Here is an 18,417-nt window from a genome sequence, read left to right as displayed (position 1 = left end):
TGATAAAGATTAGGTTCTTAGTATTAATTGTCGTTATTAATAGCCGTTACGCTTGATGTAATAGCAACTAAAGCGGTAAAATACGTGCCCTGTTTTAAATCGTGAGTATGTTGAATGTCTGAACAAAAGCGAAAGGCGCTAAAGAAAATAGCAAAATGCCTTGAGTTAGGTAACTCGGCTAACGTTAATGAAGCCGCGCAAGCTATTCGTATGGCCCATCGCCTCATGCTCAAATATGGTCTTGAGAAAGACGATATTGAATTCATCAAAATGGGCAAAACAAAATCTCAAACCTTACTCCCAACTGATATAAGCGCACAGATATTAAAAATAATCCGTGGTATTAACCGTCGATTTGGCGTGGAATGTGTACTAACTAATTATAAAGGTTTAAAAAAAGCGGAATTCATCGGTATGGCTGAGCGCGCAATTTTCGCCGCTTTTGCTTTTGATGTTGTATATCGTGAAATGAACCAACAAACGGGACAATTTAGAAATAGTTTTGCCGGTTCTGGCACTAGCACACAGGAAGTCACACGACGTGTAAACTCTTTCCTAGCAGGTTGGCTTGAAGGTGCATTGGAAAAACTGCCGGAGTTAACGACAGACGATGACCATGATCAACGTATGGCGAACTACATTGATAAACAATTTGAAAACCTTGATCGTGAAACGTTTAAAAAACAGCTACAGGAAGCAATGAAAGCACTCACCGATGATTATGAAAAAGGGATGAAAAAAGGCCGTTCCATTTCGGTTAGCCGCCCTGTCGGTGGTAAATCAGCACAAGAAGAATTAAAAAGACTTAACTGATTCTATCCTTTTCTCGTAAAAAAGCTGCTAATGTGGCTTTTTTTATAACTTTTTAATTTATAAATTACCATAATCGCTAATATAGCTACCATTTCACGCCTATCACAAATCGATGTACATCGCTGATAAATAGCTTAAAAGCATAGTTATTAGCCTCTTTTTATCTAACTTTATTTGACTCGTTTAAAAAAACAGCAAAAGAACAACTATAAACACGATATTTCAAAGAAATGAGATTCCAGTCGCGTTTTTATGTTAGAATAAATCAAAATCCCTTAATTCCATAGCCATCAAGACATGAAATTTCCTGGTCAACGCAAGTCAAAACATTACTTTCCTGTCAATGCCCGCGATCCATTAATTGTTCAAATTCAACAAGACAATCCATTAGCAAAATCACATCTAATTGGTGTTGGTCAAACCATAGTTGATATTGAAGCTCGCGTTGACGATGACTTCTTAGCCAGACATGCTCTTACTAAGGGACAATCTGTCGTTCTTGATGAAGATAAAGCTGAACTGCTTTATAAAGAATTAAAAGATCGTAAGCTTATCAGCCACGAATACCCTGGCGATACCATTGGTAATACATTGCACAACTACTCTGTATTAGCTGATGATAAGTCAATTCTGCTTGGTGTAATGAGCCAAGATCTAAAAATCGGTTCATACGCCTACCGCTATTTATGTAACACCTCTAGCCGTATGGATTTAGATTACCTGCAGCCTGTAAATGGCCCTATCGGTCGTTGTTACACGCTTATTAGTGAAGATGGTGAACGTACTTTCGCGATTAACGAAGGTCAAATGAACCAACTTCGTCCAGAGAGTATTCCTGAATCTGCATTCAAAAAAGCCTCTGCATTGGTGCTATCAACTTACCTTGTTCGTGGTAAGCCAACAGATCCAATGAAAGATGCGGCACTGAAAGCTATCGAATACGCGAAAAAGTATAATGTGCCAGTCGTACTGACGATGGGGACTAAATACGTTATCGAAGATAAGCGCGAATGGTGGATTGAGTTTCTAAAAGAGCACGTCACCTGTGTTGCGATGAACGAAGAAGAAGCTGAAGCACTAACCGGTGAAACAGATCCACTGACGGCTGCCGATAAAGCACTTGATTGGGTTGATATGGTTTTGTGTACTGCCGGTCCTGCGGGTTTATACATGGCGGGTTACACCGAAGATTCATTAAAGCGTGAATCATCACTGCCGCTTCTGCCGGGTAAGATCCCAGAATTCAATAAATACGAATTCAGCCGCCCAATGGCAAAAAGTGCATGTGAAAACCCAATTCGTGTTTACTCTCACATTGCCCCTTACCTTGGTGGCCCTGTTGAGATCAAAAACACAAACGGTGCGGGTGATGCTGCGCTTTCTGCACTTCTACACGATATGTCTGCTAACCGTTTCCATAAGGTTAATGTACCTAATTCTGCGAAACACACTGCGAATTTCTTGTCGTATTCGTCTTTCTCTCAGATTTGCCAGTACTCTAACCGTGTTAGTTATGAAGTATTGATCCAACACGCACCTCGCCTATCTCATGGCCTACCAGAGCGTGAAGACTGTTTAGAAGAAGCATACTGGGAACGTTAATTCCAATTTGTAATAGTTTAAAAAAGGGGCTAATTAGCTCCTTTTTTGTTATTTGTATTTAACTCAATGTGATAAGTGCATCGCAAAATTTTGCCACTTCATTGAAAGTTAATATTTTGTTAATTAGGCTTGAATTTTTCGATTACTTTATAAAGTTGCAGTCTATATTGTTAAGGAAAACAATGAATAAAATATTAATCGTGTCGTTATCGGCTTTATTAAGTGCCCCCACATTCGCAGGAATGCAACCATTCTCAGCAAACAATCTTCCTGAAAATTGGCCGAATTATGAAATCCAAAATTACAACGCCCAAGTTGAAAATGGTTACGACGGCCCACTGAGTAACATTCTTGTTATTTACGATCCAAGCATCAAACCTGAGCAGTTAAATCGATATTTGATGCAGCAAACCGCCATTGCGAATAAAGCTCACGACATCAACAACATCGAATACCGCCGTAACATTGTTGCCGCCATTCCTATGAAATTGGAAGGCGATAATGTGGCAGAAGTTGCGGATAGTTTTTCATTTGGTGATTTTGATGAGATACGCCGCAAATACGGTGCTTCAGTCGTCTCACTTGTAATCAACAGTAACCTTGCTGACCGTCAGTGTGGTGTGCAAACCAGTTACCACACCGTCAGCGTATTTAACGAAGCCTGCTCACTACCAACGTTGCTAGCGCACGAATGGGGACACGTTGACCGTCTAGGTCATGAGTACGAGCACACACAATCACATTTTGAAGATGACAACTACGCATGGCTCTGTAGCGGAAAACCGACCATCATGAGTGCCGACCTCAATTACAATCAGTTTGATTTGAATGAGTTCTATTCGGACCCCAACGTAACAAGAGGTGGCGAAGCGTGTGGTACAGTAACCGCGAACAATGCGAAAGTATTACTCGAAACAATTAGTGATATTGAATACGCAAGATGGGCGCAAGTACCACCTTTAGAAAAAATTGGTAACGTCACTATTGCTCTGGATGAAAACCAATCGTCAGAATTTGAGAAAGTTATCACGGTGACACGTGATGGTGACTTGTCTCAAGCTGCTTCGATTGAAGTTTACTCCGATGCGGTCACCGCTGTGCCAGCAACCGATTATCAAGAGCTGGCAAAACGTGTTGAGTTTGCACCGAACGAAACCACAAAAACGGTATCTCTACAACTTGTCAATCCAGCACCTACTGATGCGATTTGTGATGATGGTGAAAGAACGTTAAAACTTGGTACACGATGGGGAGAGAAACTTGGCTCATCTAACCAACTCGATTTAACCGTTAAAACGCCTGAAGACACGCTAGCTAGTTGTGCGAAAGACAAAGAGCCAGAACCAACACCGACACCAGCACCAGATAATGGAAATGACGGCGGTGGCGGCGGTAGCACAGGTCTATTGAGTCTATTTGGCCTTGCACTATTGCTCTTCAGACGTCGTAATTAATTTTTTAATTACAACAAGCCGTTCCTAACCATTAGGAACGGCTTGCCACGTATAGACCATAACCATTGACATCAACAAGTTGCTGTTTACTATGCACAAAGACGCCACTACCTCGCCCTATTTCTCTATTTTCGGCATCATAAACCGCCGCTTCAACAATCAACTGAGATTTATTTTGGTTTACCAGCTTCCCCACTGACCGCATTGTCCCTTCTGAAATCAATCGAGTTAAATAAGTCGTAAACGATGTTGTTAATACAAACACTTCGGTTTCTAGTAAGCTTGCGGCAAAGAAAGCATTTTAATAGTGCTTCAATACTATTTGCTTTCATCTATTTTTAATAAATGCTAATAAACCCTTATAAATCGCATTACATATACGCTTATCAGACACTGGATATGGCGTTCCGACAGTAGAAAAATTAATAGAACTTCACGTTATTTTATTTAAAATTAAGAAAACGTCTTTAACTAGATAAACACAGGTGATTTTTCTTTCCTGTATTTAATCACTTTAAGTAGTAATATATTAACCAGTGCTTTCATATGAAAAATTTTCTAATTTTTTAACATTTTATATAACTTTTTTACTACTGGTAATCAAAGTTATATTTTAATGTTTTATTTAATAAAAAACTTAGCCTTTATAACCGAGATAACAAAATATTAGGGGTAATAATTTAAATTAATTACGAATACTATTTTAAAAACTTTGCCAATTCCAATATTGATGATGCGTAGATATGCCTAAACTTTAGCTCGCCATAGCTTGTTTGTTATTTACATTGCGCTCGTTCAACATAAATAAGAGAGGAAAAATAAAAAACACCAATCAATCGACCAATCAACCAATCAACCAATCAACCAATCAACCAATTGAAACCATTTAATAAATGATGAAAGCCTATGAATGATCGCGCAACAGAAAAATAATATTTAGTTTCTTTTTATGATGTTACAACAACGTTTTTTCTTCAGAACAGTCTGAATGCTTTCAATTAGTTGAAAGTCACATACGATGATGATGTTATTGTTTAGAAAAAGAAGCTGTTATACGACAATTTTCTACGTTCTTTTTATCTTACTTTCTTGATACTTCTATTAACCAATTCTAAACTTTATATTAGAGTGCAATTTAAATCATATAATTATTAAATGTGCATTCCTGTATTTTTACTAGACAAACAAAGCAATCGTTTATGATAGAGAACATGATTTAAATATGAAACAATTCTTATATTTCATTTGTACTTAGAAGTATATATATGAATACATTAATGTCTAATTTATATTTTCAATATTAGAATCATTATGATTTCTTTACCCTATTAGATCATAACTAGATTATTCGAAAATTTAATTAACAGATAAATCATATAATTACCCGACTGCTTTTTTAAATATTTATTGGCTTGATACTTGTAAATTTTTCAATGATGAAAGGCTCAATTACTTCCATTAATATTTTTAACTGAGTGAGGCAAAGATATGAAGTGTTTAAAACACTCTTTACTAGCATGCTCGTTAGCCTTAGTTTCAACCTCGGCCTACAGCATCATACCGCATGCATTCACTGACAATGGTGGCTGCCCTAGTAATGCTTTTTTGTTTCAAGGTAATCCAACTGTAGTGTACCAAATGGATTTATCTTCTGGTTTTTATCGCCCATCGAAAACGATGGCATCTCAAGTCAATGCTGTTGGATTTAACGCCACAGACAGTTATATTTATGGATACGACGTAAATAATGAAGAAATTGTCCGTATAAATCAGCTTTTTGACTTCGAAACTATTCCTGTCACAGGTATTGATACCACCATGCCCTATCCAACTGGTGACGTTTATAACAATAAATATTACATCTACAGACAGGGTGTAGGTATGTACGAGATAGATCTAACGACTTTGTCTGTTACTCTCGTCATGACACCCAGTAGTGCCACATTAAACCTTCATGATATGGCTTTTCATCCCGATTCTTCTGGACGACTATTTACTGTTGATAGCGACAATAAAAAGCTTTATGAAATAACTAACTTTACTACACCCAATAGTGCATCGTTTGTTGAAATTGGTGGGATCAATGTTCCAGAAAACGGTGGTTTTGGTGCGCAGTATTTCGATTCAAATGGTTTCCTCTACCTAAGCCGTAACGATGATGGCGCCATTTATAGAATTGATTTAAGTGATTTATCGAGTTTTACATCAAATGCCGTTTTTTATTCTGATGGTCCGACTTCAACGTTGAACGATGGCGCTAGGTGTTCAACGTCTGCCATAGTGGCTGAAAATACAGATTTTGGTGATGCTCCTGATACATACAAAACATCCCTTTCTACTAACGGCGCTCGTCACTACAATATTTCAGGCGTCAATTATTATTTTGGTTCCAACATTGATACAGAAGGCGATGCTTTTGTTTCACCGAATTCAGATGATGCCAATAGTGTTGCTGATGAAGACGGTATTTCGTTTCCGGCAAACTTTAGACAAGGTTCTGACGGTTTAGTTAACGTGACTGTTGGTGGCTCAGCAAATGGTTTTATCAATGCATGGTTTGATTGGAATAATAATGGTGTATTTGATGAGGCAACAGAACATGCGATTGATGATGAGTTATTAACCGCTGGAGATGGAACAACACCAGCAAGTCATGTTCTGAAAATTAGAGTGCCTGACGATGCAGCCACTGGACAAATATGGGCTCGTTTTCGTATTTCCAAAAATGCAGGTTTATTATCTTATGGGGGGACCTCTTACGGTGAAGTAGAAGATCACCAAGTAACGATTGATTCCCAACCCGTTACCCATAACTGGTACCCATCCTCAGGCTCTTGGGTAACATTGGCATATGAGGATGACTGGCCGCAAGAAGGCGATTTCGACTTTAATGATGTCGTTATATATTACCGCGTTGATAAAGTAACGAACTCTGCGGGTGATGTTCTCCGCTATGATATATATGGAAATTTAAGAGCATACGGTGCAGACTTTGCGAATGGTTTCGCTGTGAAATTTGATGGTATTCCCGTTTCTGCCGTAGATGCGGACAGAACTAAGTTAGTGATTAATGGATCAACCTTACACCCTAAACAGATATTAGAATCGGGCACAACTGATGCGGTTGCGATTATTTCAAATAATCTCCTTACAGAAATACCGACCCCAACCTGTTCAGGATTCTTAGGAACTTTTTACAGAGTATGGACGGGGTGTAATTCCGATGCCGCTGATTTATTCCAATTTGAAGCAAGCATTCCTTTCATCACGCCATTAGCATCATCGACTGTTCCCAGCATGCCTTTGAACCCATTTCTATTTGGTACGCCAGGTATTGATCATGGCGAAGGTACGCGTGCAACTGATGGCCGTGCAATTGAGATTCATCTGAAAAATACAGACGTTTCAAGTAAGGCAAATACTGCTTATTTTGCAACTGAACATGATGATTCTGCCTATGTTGATAGCGACTGCCCTGGTATTAACTGTGATACCTATCATACTTCAAACGGTATTCCATGGGCTATCGTAGTTGATGGAACATGGGATCACCCTAGCGAAGGGATAAACATACTTGAAGCCTACCCTGATCTTCAAAGTTTCTCTGTATCTGGCGGTAGTACTAATACGGACTGGTATCTTCGTGCGAACTCAGATATTACTAAGCTCTTCGAGTAAATCTATTCGTAAGTGATGAATATAAAAAAGCCGACAGTGCTTTCACACTGTCGGCTTTTACTGTAGCTCGTTAATTGTTTATCTGTGGCACTTATTCATCATCTACCGAATAAATATTCCACTTCATATCAATTGTTTTATCTGTGCCTGATACCGCTGCGATAACACGTCTATTTCGCTCTGCAGCAATCTCTGTTTCACTATCATCAATAGGCTTGGTGTAACCATAACCTATTGCTTGTAGACGATTAGGGTCAATAAAGAATGTATCTTTCAACATATCAACCACAGCTTCAGCACGAGCCTGAGACAGTGCCATATTCAACTCATAGCTACCGCTCTTGCTACAATGCCCTTCAATCGTCACAGACGAGTCAGGGTACTGATGCATAAAATTAGCAATGGCCTCTATTTCACGCTGATACACGGGTTTAATAACGGCTGAATTATTAGCAAAATTTAATTTAAGCTCTACACGCTCAGAAATTTCTTTCTCTTTTCCACAGCCAACATTATTAACAAATGAGCCTGGCACACTGTTTGGGCATTGATCGCGTGCTTCAATCACGCCATCACCATCTAAGTCACGTAGATCGTATTGCTGTGTCGTTGTTTGTGATTCAGAACCGTCGGATGAAGCACAACCGCTAATCATTGTAGACATAATGACTAACGAACTTAATAGTATGTTTTTTTTCATTATTCACTCTCTCCTTGACGAGTTGCTTCACTGTTCCAGTTCTCAGGCGTTGTTACACGTAGTGATGAGATTAGCTGCCCTGTTGCATGTAATATGCGGTATTGTGAAACAAGCTCATCAAACTCAGCACGTAAATAACTTTTTCGCGCTTCAAACAATTCGTTTTCAGAATCTAACAAGTCTAATAATGAACGTTGGCCTAATTTAAATTGCTGCTCATACGCTGATTGGGTTTCTTTCGAAGCCTCAACATGTGTACGGATAAAGTCTCGTTGCTTAGCCAAAAAGGTATTAGCATTCCAAGCGAGTGTTGTTCCATCTCTTACATCGCGTGATGTATTTTGATGAACACTTTTTGCTTCATCAATTCTATATGCGGCTTCACGAACTCGATACGTGTCTTTGCCACCATTAAAGAGGTTATAACGTAACTGAATCCCTGCCTGTAACTCTTTATCTTCCCCTTCAAGCGCATTTTCATAATCAAACTTTTCATCTGACCATTTACCACCAAGCTCCAAAGTGACTTCAGGATAATAGTTAGATTTTAAAGCCTCTCTCTCTGAACGCGCGGCATTAATATCACTGTTAGATGATTTCAATATAGGATTATTTTTTTGTGCTATTTCAATCGCTTGTTCTAATGATGACGGAAGTTTGTCTTGATCGGCCATTGGCACAATTACATTCTCTGGCGATTCATTAACCACTCGAATAAATTCACTTCGTGCATCAGCGAGATTATTTTGTGCTGACATTAAATTAGAATTAGCACGTGCTAAACGCCCTTTACTTTGAGATAAATCAGCGCTTGAACCTAAGCCAGATTCTGTTTTCTCTTTTATTTGGTCAAACAAAAGCTGATGCTTTTCAACATTGTTTTCTGCTAACTTAACAATCTGCTCTTCTACTAAGTAATTGATGTAGACTTTTACCACCGAAAGCGCGATATCTTCCGCTGTAGCAAAAAGTTTTAGTTGATCCGCTTTAGCTTCAAAATCTAAACGTGATAATTCATGTCCTGTTAAAAAGCCATTAAATAATACTTGTCGGATACTAATTCCAACTTCTGGTGATTCTGAATCAACCATATCTTCTGTTTGTAATCGACTCTGAGGAGTTGAGCTTTGCTTAAAACCATAACTCGCCGTCAAATCAACAGTCGGTAAATAGTCACCAAACACTTGATTACCTTGCTCCTCTCGTGCTTTAAATTGACTTAAAGCCTGCTGTAACTGAGGGTTAGTATCTAAAGTAACCGCAACAGCTTGCTCTAATGTTTGGCTCATGGCTGACACTGGATATAACGATGAAACAATGGCTGTTGTAATCAAACTCTTCTTAATACAATCGCGTATTCCATAACGCATAAATGAATATCCTTCTCTTATTTTTATGGTTTAGCGCTCTCTAAGCGCCATTTCCTTAGCTCTTAAAATCGGGTTAAGTATGTATTCTAAAACTGTTCTTTTTCCTGTAATTACATCAACAGATGTCAACATACCGGGAATAATTGGCAAAGGTGTCTGATCTGATTTCATTAAATGTGAGTGTGTTGTGCGAACCTTTACTAAGTAATAACTATTGCCCTCTTCATCTTGCGAGGTATCTGCACTAATATTCACAACAGAGCCTTCAAGCCCGCCATAACGAGTAAAGTCATACGCTGTTACTTTTACAACAGCCGGTAACCCAGGATGTAAAAATGCAATATCTTTAGGCTGGATCTTTGCTTCAATTAATAAGTTATCTTCCGTTGGTACGATATCTAATATGGCTTCACCAGGTTTAACCACGCCACCAATGGTTGTTATATTGATACTTTTAATTGTGCCATTTACGGGTGAATGTAATATCGCTTTATCTACTTTATCCTGCGAGCCAACCTGCGCTTCGGTTAAACGTGAAAGTTTGGCTGTCATTTCATTAAGTTGAGCTCGTACATCTTTTTGATAATTCAACACGGCTTCACGTCGCTTTAAAATAGATTCATCTAAAGCGGCTTTTACCTTCGGTTGTTCAGCATAAAGTGCCGAAAGTTCACCTTTGGTTTCATTGACTTTGCGCTCTAACTGTAACAGTTCAACTTCCGAGACAATGCCCTTTTTCGCTAAAGGCTTTGTCATTACTAATTCTTTATTAATCAGTTTTAAGCTACTTTTCAGGGTACGAATTCGAGATGATAATGCGTAACTTTCCTGTTGCTGTTGAACAATTTGACGAGCAAGGATCGCTAATTGATTTTGAAGTTCTTCTAACCGCCCTTGATATTCATCCTGCTGGCGAGCGATGAGTTCAGGCTCTTTTTGTGCTAGTTCTTGAGAGAAAACAAGCGGCTCGATATTGATCTTAATCCGTTCTTTCCAGTCTTTAATATCGTCATCAATTACAATGCTTTTCAGTTCTTGCCGAAAACGGGCAATATTCGTGTTTAAGCTATCTTCTTCGTCTTCTTGCTGAGCTAAATCAGAACGAAAACGAGTATCATCAATACGTACAAGGGGTTGACCTTTTTTAACTGTCATTCCTTCTTCCACGTATAGCGCTTGCAACAGACCGCCATCGTAGCTTTGAATTACTTGTACTTGTGATGATGGAATAACCTTACCAGAGCCTCTAGTGACAAGTTCCAATTGAGCAAAAAAAGCCCAAATAAAGAAACATATCAACATAAAAAACAGTGCCCATACCATATAGCGATGCTTCCTTGGCGAATCAATCATCATCGCGTTGTAGACATCATCCATCATCTCTTGATCTTGGTCGGAAAAAGGCTTATTCATTCCGGCCTCCCGATACACCTTGCTGTAACTGTTTCAATACTTTTTCACGTTGATCATCTAAAACGATCTTACCGTTATCAACGACGATAATGCGATCCACAAGCGGTAGTAATGACATTTTATGGGTGATAATTAGCAAGGTTCGATTTATGGCAACATGCTTCATTGAATGCATAAAACGCTTCTCTGCATGTGCATCCATACTTGCTGTTGGCTCATCCATTAATAAAATTGGAGGATCATTTAATATCGCCTGAGCTAGTGCGACTGCTTGACGCTGCCCTCTCGATAATGCGTTTCCTAACTCTCCAACTTGTTTATCTAAACCTTCTGAATCGCTATCCGTAAAGCTGCTAACACCTGAGAGTTGAATTGCACGCAACAACTGATGTTCAGTGACTTGTCTCGTTCCAAACATAATATTGTCACGAATAGTGCCATGAATAAGCGTGATATCTTGTGGCATGTAACCAATATTTCTTCGCAAATCTGCGGGGTGAATTTGTTCACGATCAATGCCATCAAAGCGTAAACTTCCTTCTGTTGGGCAATATAGCCCCGCTAATAACTTCGCTAATGACGTTTTACCTGAACCATTTTTACCAAGAATCGCGATTTTCTCACCCGGTTTAATTGAAAAGTTCGCAGAGTCAATCGTGCATTTTTTCTGATTCGGATACGAAAATTGGACATTTTCTGCCTTAATAGCTCCTTTCATTCTATGGCGACTGATCAAATGTGCTTTGTCTTCAAATTCACTTTCTTCTTGCATCAGTTGATCTAATTGACGCAGAGAACTTGACGTTTGATTGGCTCTTGTTAATAAATTTGCTAACTGAGCCATAGGAGAAACAACACGGCTTGATAGCATGACAGCAGCGATAATCCCACCCATGGATATATTGACCGTTGATACACGATAAACGCCTAAAACCACAACACCAATAGCCGTTAACTGAGTAATAAAGGTGGCAAAATACGAAACAGAGTTAGAGATTTTTTTAACTTTTAACTGCCAATTAGCAGTATGTGCGATCATCTGTTGCCAGTGCCGTTGTATCATCCCTTCTGCACTATTTGATTTAATCGCCTCTATCGCCGTTAAACTTTCAATTAAATGTCCATGTTTTAACGCTGAAAACTTATTAGACTCCTCAACGGCTATTTTTAATTTAGGTTGAACCAGTAATGTATAACCAATAATTAATAAGCCTGCAATTAATGGAATAACAGCAAGGTCGCCAGCAACAAAATAAATAACTAATAAAAATAATAAAGCAAAAGGTAAATCAATTAATGTCGTTATCGTTGCTGACGTCAACATGTCACGAATATTATCAAATTCACCTAATTGTTTTGCCATTCCACCAACTGAAGATGGACGTTTTGATAATGGAATTCCAATCACTTTTTCAAATAAACGAGATGAAACAACAATATCAATTTTCTTCCCAGCTAAATCGATTAAATACCCTCTAATATGACGCATTAAAAAATCAAATATAAAAGCAACGACAGCACCGCTGGCTAAAACCCATAATGATTCAAATGCTAAATTAGGTACAATTTTATCGTACACATTCATCATAAATAAGGGAGAGATTAAAGCAAAAACATTCACTAATATCGAAGCAATTAATACGTCTCGATAAATAGGACTGGCTTCTTTAATCATATTCCATAACCAGTGACCGTAACTAACATGTTGATGAACATCAACACTCTGGTCACCTCGGTATTGCTTCTTAATAAAGAAGCAATACCCCGTATAGCAACTTTCTAACTCTTCTAATGAAATTTCAGATTCACCGCCATTATCAGAAAACTGAATCACAGCAAGGTTATTTACTTGATCTATTTCCCTTAAAATACATGCTTGCTTATCTTTTAAAAGTAAAACACAAGGCAAAACAAGCGGCGTTATATCTGACAACAATTTACGTAATAATTTTGCGGTTAAACCTGCTCTTGCTGCTGCCTGAGGAAATATATCAGGCGTGACTAAAGCACTTTCAAGAGGAAGCCCTGCAATTAACGCATCTCCAGAACAAGGGTTTCCATAATATTCAGACAAAATAACAAGACTATCCAATAATGGATCATCCGTTGTTTTTAATGAAGCAGGAATACTCCAATATTCCTGCTTATTTTCAGCTGTGGATATCATGAATTATACGTCCTTGTTACTTTTTATTACTACGAACAGGAATATCCATTTTCTCTATTCATATTTAATTATCATCTTGCTGTGGTGGTAATGTCATTGGCTTATCAATCGAAATACTATCAAGCATCTGAGTATTTAAAATGATTTCACCATTATCATTACTTAATAAGTTATTGGTGATAACACCAAGCTTATCTTTCAAGCTGTTTGAATCGATATCTTCAAGAATAATGTTTACTGACTTATCATTCCCAGTTTTGATAGTAATAACGCTATCATCATTATTTTGACTAATCGATAAGAAGTCATCTAACGTTTCTGCGGTTGCATCTTTTAATAAATCGCTGAGGTTTAATTTATCTTCCGCTAAATCAAAATCTCGAATGGTATCTATATCGCTAATAGACTCACTTTTACTCCAAGTAAATGTATCAGCACCGATCCCGCCATTAAGAAGATCATTGCCTTGACCACCAATTAGAAGATCATCGCCCTCACCGCCATTTAATGTATCGTTACCCTCACCACTCGAAAGTTTATCATTACCTAGCAAGCCATTAAGAATATCGATACCGGTACTACCGACAAGGTCATTATCAACATCCGAGCCATTGACAATGTTATTATCAAATAACACGCTATCAGAGCCAGAATTTTCACTGCTACTACTATTTTCTTTACCAGTAGCCGTTACCGTTAACTCAATTGAATCTGCTGATTCTGCTGGTACGGTAATTTGTAAACCAGGAAGTGAAACTTGCGTATCCGTGTTTTGCCATAATCCCGTTAGTTCAATCTCACCAGCAGCATTGGCAATACCGAGAACGGTTGTACCATCCGCGCTAATTACTTTGGTATCTTTAGGTAATCCTGACAATAATATTTGGCTAATTGACTCGCTACCATCTGTATCCGTTAGCATAACGTTAATATCTAACGTATACGTGTAAGTTGGTTGCTCTTTGATCCAGCTATCACCATCCCAGTAGTATGTGCCATCAGCAAATTGAAGGCGTTCAATGTCGTAGAGATCATCTGAGCCTTCTCGTGCATATACATTTTCGCCACTTGTTACTCGTTTATCTGTTACTTCAAAAAATATCGATGATCCTGAGGTTTCGACAGGTTTAGTAATATCGTAATCAGAGAAATTTCCAGCATATACTGCTGTATCAACTCCTGCGGCACCATATAGTGAATCATCCCCTTGCTCACCCATTAAAATATCATTACCGGCACCAGCAGTTAATGTGTCGTTAACTAGACCTGTTATTGGGCTACCATCAATCGTTGAATTACCTATAATCCCATCTTCACCGACCAAAATGTTATCGCCAGTTGATTGAATAACAATATGATCGCTGAGCTCCATTCCTCTATAAGCTAAACTTTCAGTCGATAATGTATTTTCATATGGAGTATCAACCTTCTGTGTTAACGTTCTTGCTTTATCACCGTACTCTTTAACAACTGTTTCCCAATCGACATAGTTCTTTCCACCTTCATATTTACCGCCAGTATTGTAAACAGGAGTACCTAATAAATTCACGGTGACAAGAATTGGATCTGCAATAGCAACAACGTCTAGTTTAACAGTGATGGTATCAGTGCCACCTTTGCCGTCACTGACTTCAACGTCAAAGCTATCTTCACCATGAAAATTAGTATTAGGTGTGTATTCCCATGAACCATCCGTATTGACGGTAACTGTGCCGTTCGTTGGATTTGTCAGTGATGTGAACGTTAAACTATCACCATCAGCATCTGTCGCAGACAGTTGACCGCTCACTGCCACTTCTTCATCGGTAGTGACGGTAATGTCACTGCCCAGAGGATCATTGTTATCGTCAACCAATACTGGCGCATCATTGATTGGATTAACTTTGATAATCACGGTTATGGTATCGGTGCCACCTTGGCCGTCACTGACTTCAACGTTAAAGCTATCATCACCGTTAAAATCATTGTTTGGTGTGTAAGTCCACGTACCATCCGTATTGACGGTAACTGTACCGTTCGTTGGATTCGTCGATGAAGTGAACGTTAAGCTATCACCATCAACATCTGTTGCTGACAGTTGACCGCTCACTGCGACTTCTTCATCGGTCGTGACGGTAATGTCACTGCCTAATGGATCATTGTTGTCATCAACCAATACTGGTGCATCATTGACTGGATTCACGGTTACATTTACAGTAATAGTATCTGTACCACCGTTACCGTCACTGACGATAACATCAAATTTGTCGCTACCATTAAAATCATTGTTTGGTGTGTAAGTCCATGTGCCATCAGTGTTAACCGTCACTTGACCATTGGTCGGGTTAGAACTTTGCGTGAAGGTAAAGCTATCGCCATCAACATCGGTTGCTGACAGTTGACCACTCACTGCTACTTCTTCATCGGTCGTGACGGTAATATCTGTGCCCAATGGATTATTGTTATCATCAACAATCACTGGTGCATCATTGATTGGCTTCACGGTCACATTAACAGTGATCGTATCGGTGCCACCTTTGCCATCACTGACGATAACATCAAATTTGTCGCTACCATTAAAATCATTGTTTGGTGTGTAAGTCCACGTGCCATCAGTGTTAACCGTCACTTGACCATTTGTCGGGTTAGAACTTTGCGTGAAGGTTAAGCTATCACCATCAACATCTGTCGCGGACAGTTTACCGCTTACAGATACTTCTTCATCGGTCGTAACGGTAATGTCACTGCCCAGTGGATTATTGTTACTGTCAACCAATACTGGTGCATCATTGATTGGATTAACTTTGACATTAACGGTGATGGTGTCAGTACCACCTTTACCGTCACTGACTTCAACCTTAAAGCTATCATCACCGTTAAAGTCATTGTTTGGTGTGTAAGTCCACGTACCGTCAGTGTTAACCGTCACTTGACCATTGGTCGGGTTAGAACTTTGCGTGAAGGTTAAGCTATCACCATCCGCATCGGTCGCGGACAGTTTGCCGCTCACGGCGACTTCTTCATCAGTCGTGACAGTAATGTCACTACCCAGAGGATCATTGTTATCGTCAACCAATACTGGTGCATCATTGACTGGATTCACAGTCACATTAACAGTAATAGTATCTGTACCGCCGTTGCCGTCACTGACTTCAACGTTAAAGCTATCTTCACCGTGGAAATTAGTTTTAGGAGTGTAAGTCCACGATCCATCAGTGTTAACCGTCACTTGACCATTGGTCGGGTTAGAACTTTGCGTGAAGGTTAAGTTATCACCGTCAACATCTGTCGCAGACAGTTGACCGCTCACGGCGACTTCTTCATCTGTCGTAACGGTAATGTCACTGCCTAATGGATCATTGTTACCGTCAACCAATACTGGCGCATCATTGATTGGATTCACGGTCACATTAACAGTGATGGTGTCGGTACCACCGTTGCCGTCACTGACGATAACATCAAATTTGTCGCTACCATTAAAGTCACTGTTTGGTGTGTAAGTCCACGTACCGTCAGTGTTAACCGTCACTTGACCATTGGTCGGGTTAGAACTTTGCGTGAAGGTTAAGCTATCACCATCCGCATCGGTCGCGGACAGTTGACCGCTCACGGCGACTTCTTCATCTGTCGTAACGGTAATGTCACTGCCCAGTGGATCATTGTTATCATCAACCAATACTGGTGCATCATTGATTGGATTCACGGTCACATTAACAGTAATAGTATCTGTACCACCTTTGCCGTCACTGACTTCAACGTTAAAGCTATCTTTACCATTAAAGTCGCTGTTTGGTGTGTAAGTCCATGTGCCGTCAGTGTTAACCGTCACTTGACCATTGGTCGGGTTAGAACTTTGCGTGAAGGCTAAGCTATCACCATCAACATCTGTCGCAGACAGTTGACCGCTCACTGCGACTTCTTCATCAGTCGTAACGGTAATGTCATTGCCTAATGGATCATTGTTGTCATCAACCAATACTGGTGCATCATTGATTGGATTAACTTTTATATTCACGGTGATGGTGTCGGTGCCGCCGTTGCCGTCACTGACTTCAACGTTAAAGCTATCTTCACCGTGGAAATTAGTTTTAGGAGTGTAAGTCCACGATCCATCAGTGTTGACCGTCACTTGACCATTGGTCGGATTAGAACTTTGCGTGAAGGTTAAGCTATCGCCATCAACATCTGTCGCGGACAGTTGACCGCTCACTGCCACTTCTTCATCGGTCGTAACGGTAATATCACTACCTAATGGATCATTGTTATAATCAACCAATACTGGTGCATCATTGATTGGATTCACGGTCACATTAACAGTGATGGTGTCGGTGCCGCCGTTGCCGTCACTGACGATAACATCAAATTTGTCGCTACCATTAAAGTCACTGTTTGGTGTGTAAGTCCATGTGCCATCAGTGTTGACGGTCACTGTACCGTTCGTTGGATTCGTCGATGAAGTAAACGTTAAGTTATCACCATCCGCATCTGTCGCAGACAGTTGACCGCTCACTGCGACTTCTTCATCGGTCGTGACAGTAATGTCACTGCCCAGTGGATCATTGTTATCATCAACCAGTACTGGCGCATCATTGATTGGCTTCACGGTCACATTAACTGTGATGGTGTCAGTGCCGCCGTTGCCGTCACTGACTTCAACCTTAAAGCTATCATCACCATTAAAGTCACTGTTTGGTGTGTAAGTCCATGTGCCATCCGTATTGACGGTCACTGTGCCATTGGTTGGATTAGAACTTTGCGTGAAGGTTAAGCTATCACCATCAACATCGGTCGCGGTCAGTTTGCCGCTCACTGCCACTTCTTCATCGGTCGTAACGGTAATGTCACTGCCCAGTGGATTATTGTTGTCATCAACCAATACTGGCGCATCATTGATTGGATTAACTTTGATATTCACGGTGATGGTGTCGGTACCACCTTTACCATCACTGACTTCAACCTTAAAGCTATCATCACCGTGGAAATTAGTCTTAGGTGTGTAAGTCCATGTGCCATCAGTGTTGACGGTAACTGTACCGTTCGTTGGATTCGTCGATGAAGTGAAGGTTAAGCTATCACCATCTGCATCTGCCGCAGACAGTTGACCGCTCACTGCGACTTCTTCATCGGTCGTAACGGTAATGTCACTGCCCAGTGGATTATTGTTGTCATCAACCAATACTGGCGCATCATTGATTGGATTAACTTTGATATTCACGGTGATGGTGTCGGTACCACCTTTAC

10 protein-coding genes are annotated in these 18,417 nt (G+C 39.8%); 4 read left to right on the top strand and 6 right to left on the bottom strand.

The genetic code is table 11. The annotated features are described in order from the left end of the window. Nucleotides 1–114 precede the first annotated feature (114 nt). The 3 genes from C9J38_RS17305 (at nt 115) to C9J38_RS17295 (ending at nt 3,869) form a co-directional block, all read left to right on the top strand. Nucleotides 115–813: a DUF2786 domain-containing protein gene (locus C9J38_RS17305; protein WP_107208174.1), complete on the top strand. Its 699-nt coding sequence runs from the start codon at nt 115–117 to the stop codon at nt 811–813. Nucleotides 814–1,110: 297 nt separating this feature from the next. After that, nucleotides 1,111–2,415 carry an inosine/guanosine kinase gene (locus C9J38_RS17300; protein WP_107208173.1) on the top strand — a complete coding sequence of 435 codons (1,305 nt, stop codon included), beginning with the start codon at nt 1,111–1,113 and terminating at the stop codon, nt 2,413–2,415. A 182-nt stretch (nt 2,416–2,597) separates the two neighbouring features. Then, the gene (locus tag C9J38_RS17295; RefSeq protein ID WP_233218522.1) at nt 2,598–3,869 is read left to right on the top strand and encodes a GlyGly-CTERM sorting domain-containing protein; all 1,272 of its coding nucleotides are present in this window, start codon (nt 2,598–2,600) and stop codon (nt 3,867–3,869) included. A 31-nt stretch (nt 3,870–3,900) separates the two neighbouring features. Here C9J38_RS17295 and C9J38_RS17290 read toward each other — a convergent pair whose 3' ends face one another. Next, on the bottom strand, nt 3,901–4,074 hold the full coding sequence (locus C9J38_RS17290) for a hypothetical protein (protein WP_233218521.1): 174 nt from the start codon (nt 4,072–4,074) through the stop codon (nt 3,901–3,903). Nucleotides 4,075–5,357: 1,283 nt separating this feature from the next. On the opposite strand from C9J38_RS17290, the gene C9J38_RS17285 reads away from it, so the two are divergent. Continuing rightward, nucleotides 5,358–7,547, top strand: coding sequence for an LruC domain-containing protein (locus C9J38_RS17285; RefSeq protein WP_107208172.1), 2,190 nt, complete (start codon nt 5,358–5,360; stop codon nt 7,545–7,547). Nucleotides 7,548–7,638: 91 nt separating this feature from the next. Here C9J38_RS17285 and C9J38_RS17280 read toward each other — a convergent pair whose 3' ends face one another. The 5 genes from C9J38_RS17280 to C9J38_RS17260 all read right to left on the bottom strand — a co-directional run. After that, entirely contained in the window at nt 7,639–8,247 is a 609-nt protein-coding gene (locus tag C9J38_RS17280) for an OmpA family protein (RefSeq protein ID WP_107208171.1), read from the bottom strand. Continuing rightward, the gene (locus tag C9J38_RS17275; RefSeq protein ID WP_107208170.1) at nt 8,247–9,617 is read right to left on the bottom strand and encodes a TolC family outer membrane protein; all 1,371 of its coding nucleotides are present in this window, start codon (nt 9,615–9,617) and stop codon (nt 8,247–8,249) included. Before C9J38_RS17275 ends, C9J38_RS17280 begins: the two co-directional genes overlap by 1 nt. Before the next feature lie 30 nt (nt 9,618–9,647). Further along, nucleotides 9,648–11,030 carry an HlyD family type I secretion periplasmic adaptor subunit gene (locus tag C9J38_RS17270; protein ID WP_107208169.1) on the bottom strand — a complete coding sequence of 461 codons (1,383 nt, stop codon included), beginning with the start codon at nt 11,028–11,030 and terminating at the stop codon, nt 9,648–9,650. Then, complete coding sequence (locus C9J38_RS17265) at nt 11,023–13,197, bottom strand: type I secretion system permease/ATPase (protein WP_107208168.1); 2,175 nt, start codon at nt 13,195–13,197, stop codon at nt 11,023–11,025. The genes C9J38_RS17270 and C9J38_RS17265 overlap by 8 nt, the downstream gene beginning before the upstream one ends. A gap of 64 nt (nt 13,198–13,261) precedes the next feature. Then, nucleotides 13,262–18,417 (bottom strand): tandem-95 repeat protein (locus C9J38_RS17260; RefSeq protein WP_146144070.1); only part of this gene is annotated, 5,156 nt, incomplete at its 5' end.

This window comes from Photobacterium sp. GB-210 (genome assembly GCF_003026075.1).
In the GTDB taxonomy this organism is placed as follows: Bacteria; Pseudomonadota; Gammaproteobacteria; order Enterobacterales; family Vibrionaceae; genus Photobacterium.
The sequence above is the reverse complement of the archived record's forward strand: the minus strand, read 5'-3'. Positions and strand labels throughout refer to the sequence as shown.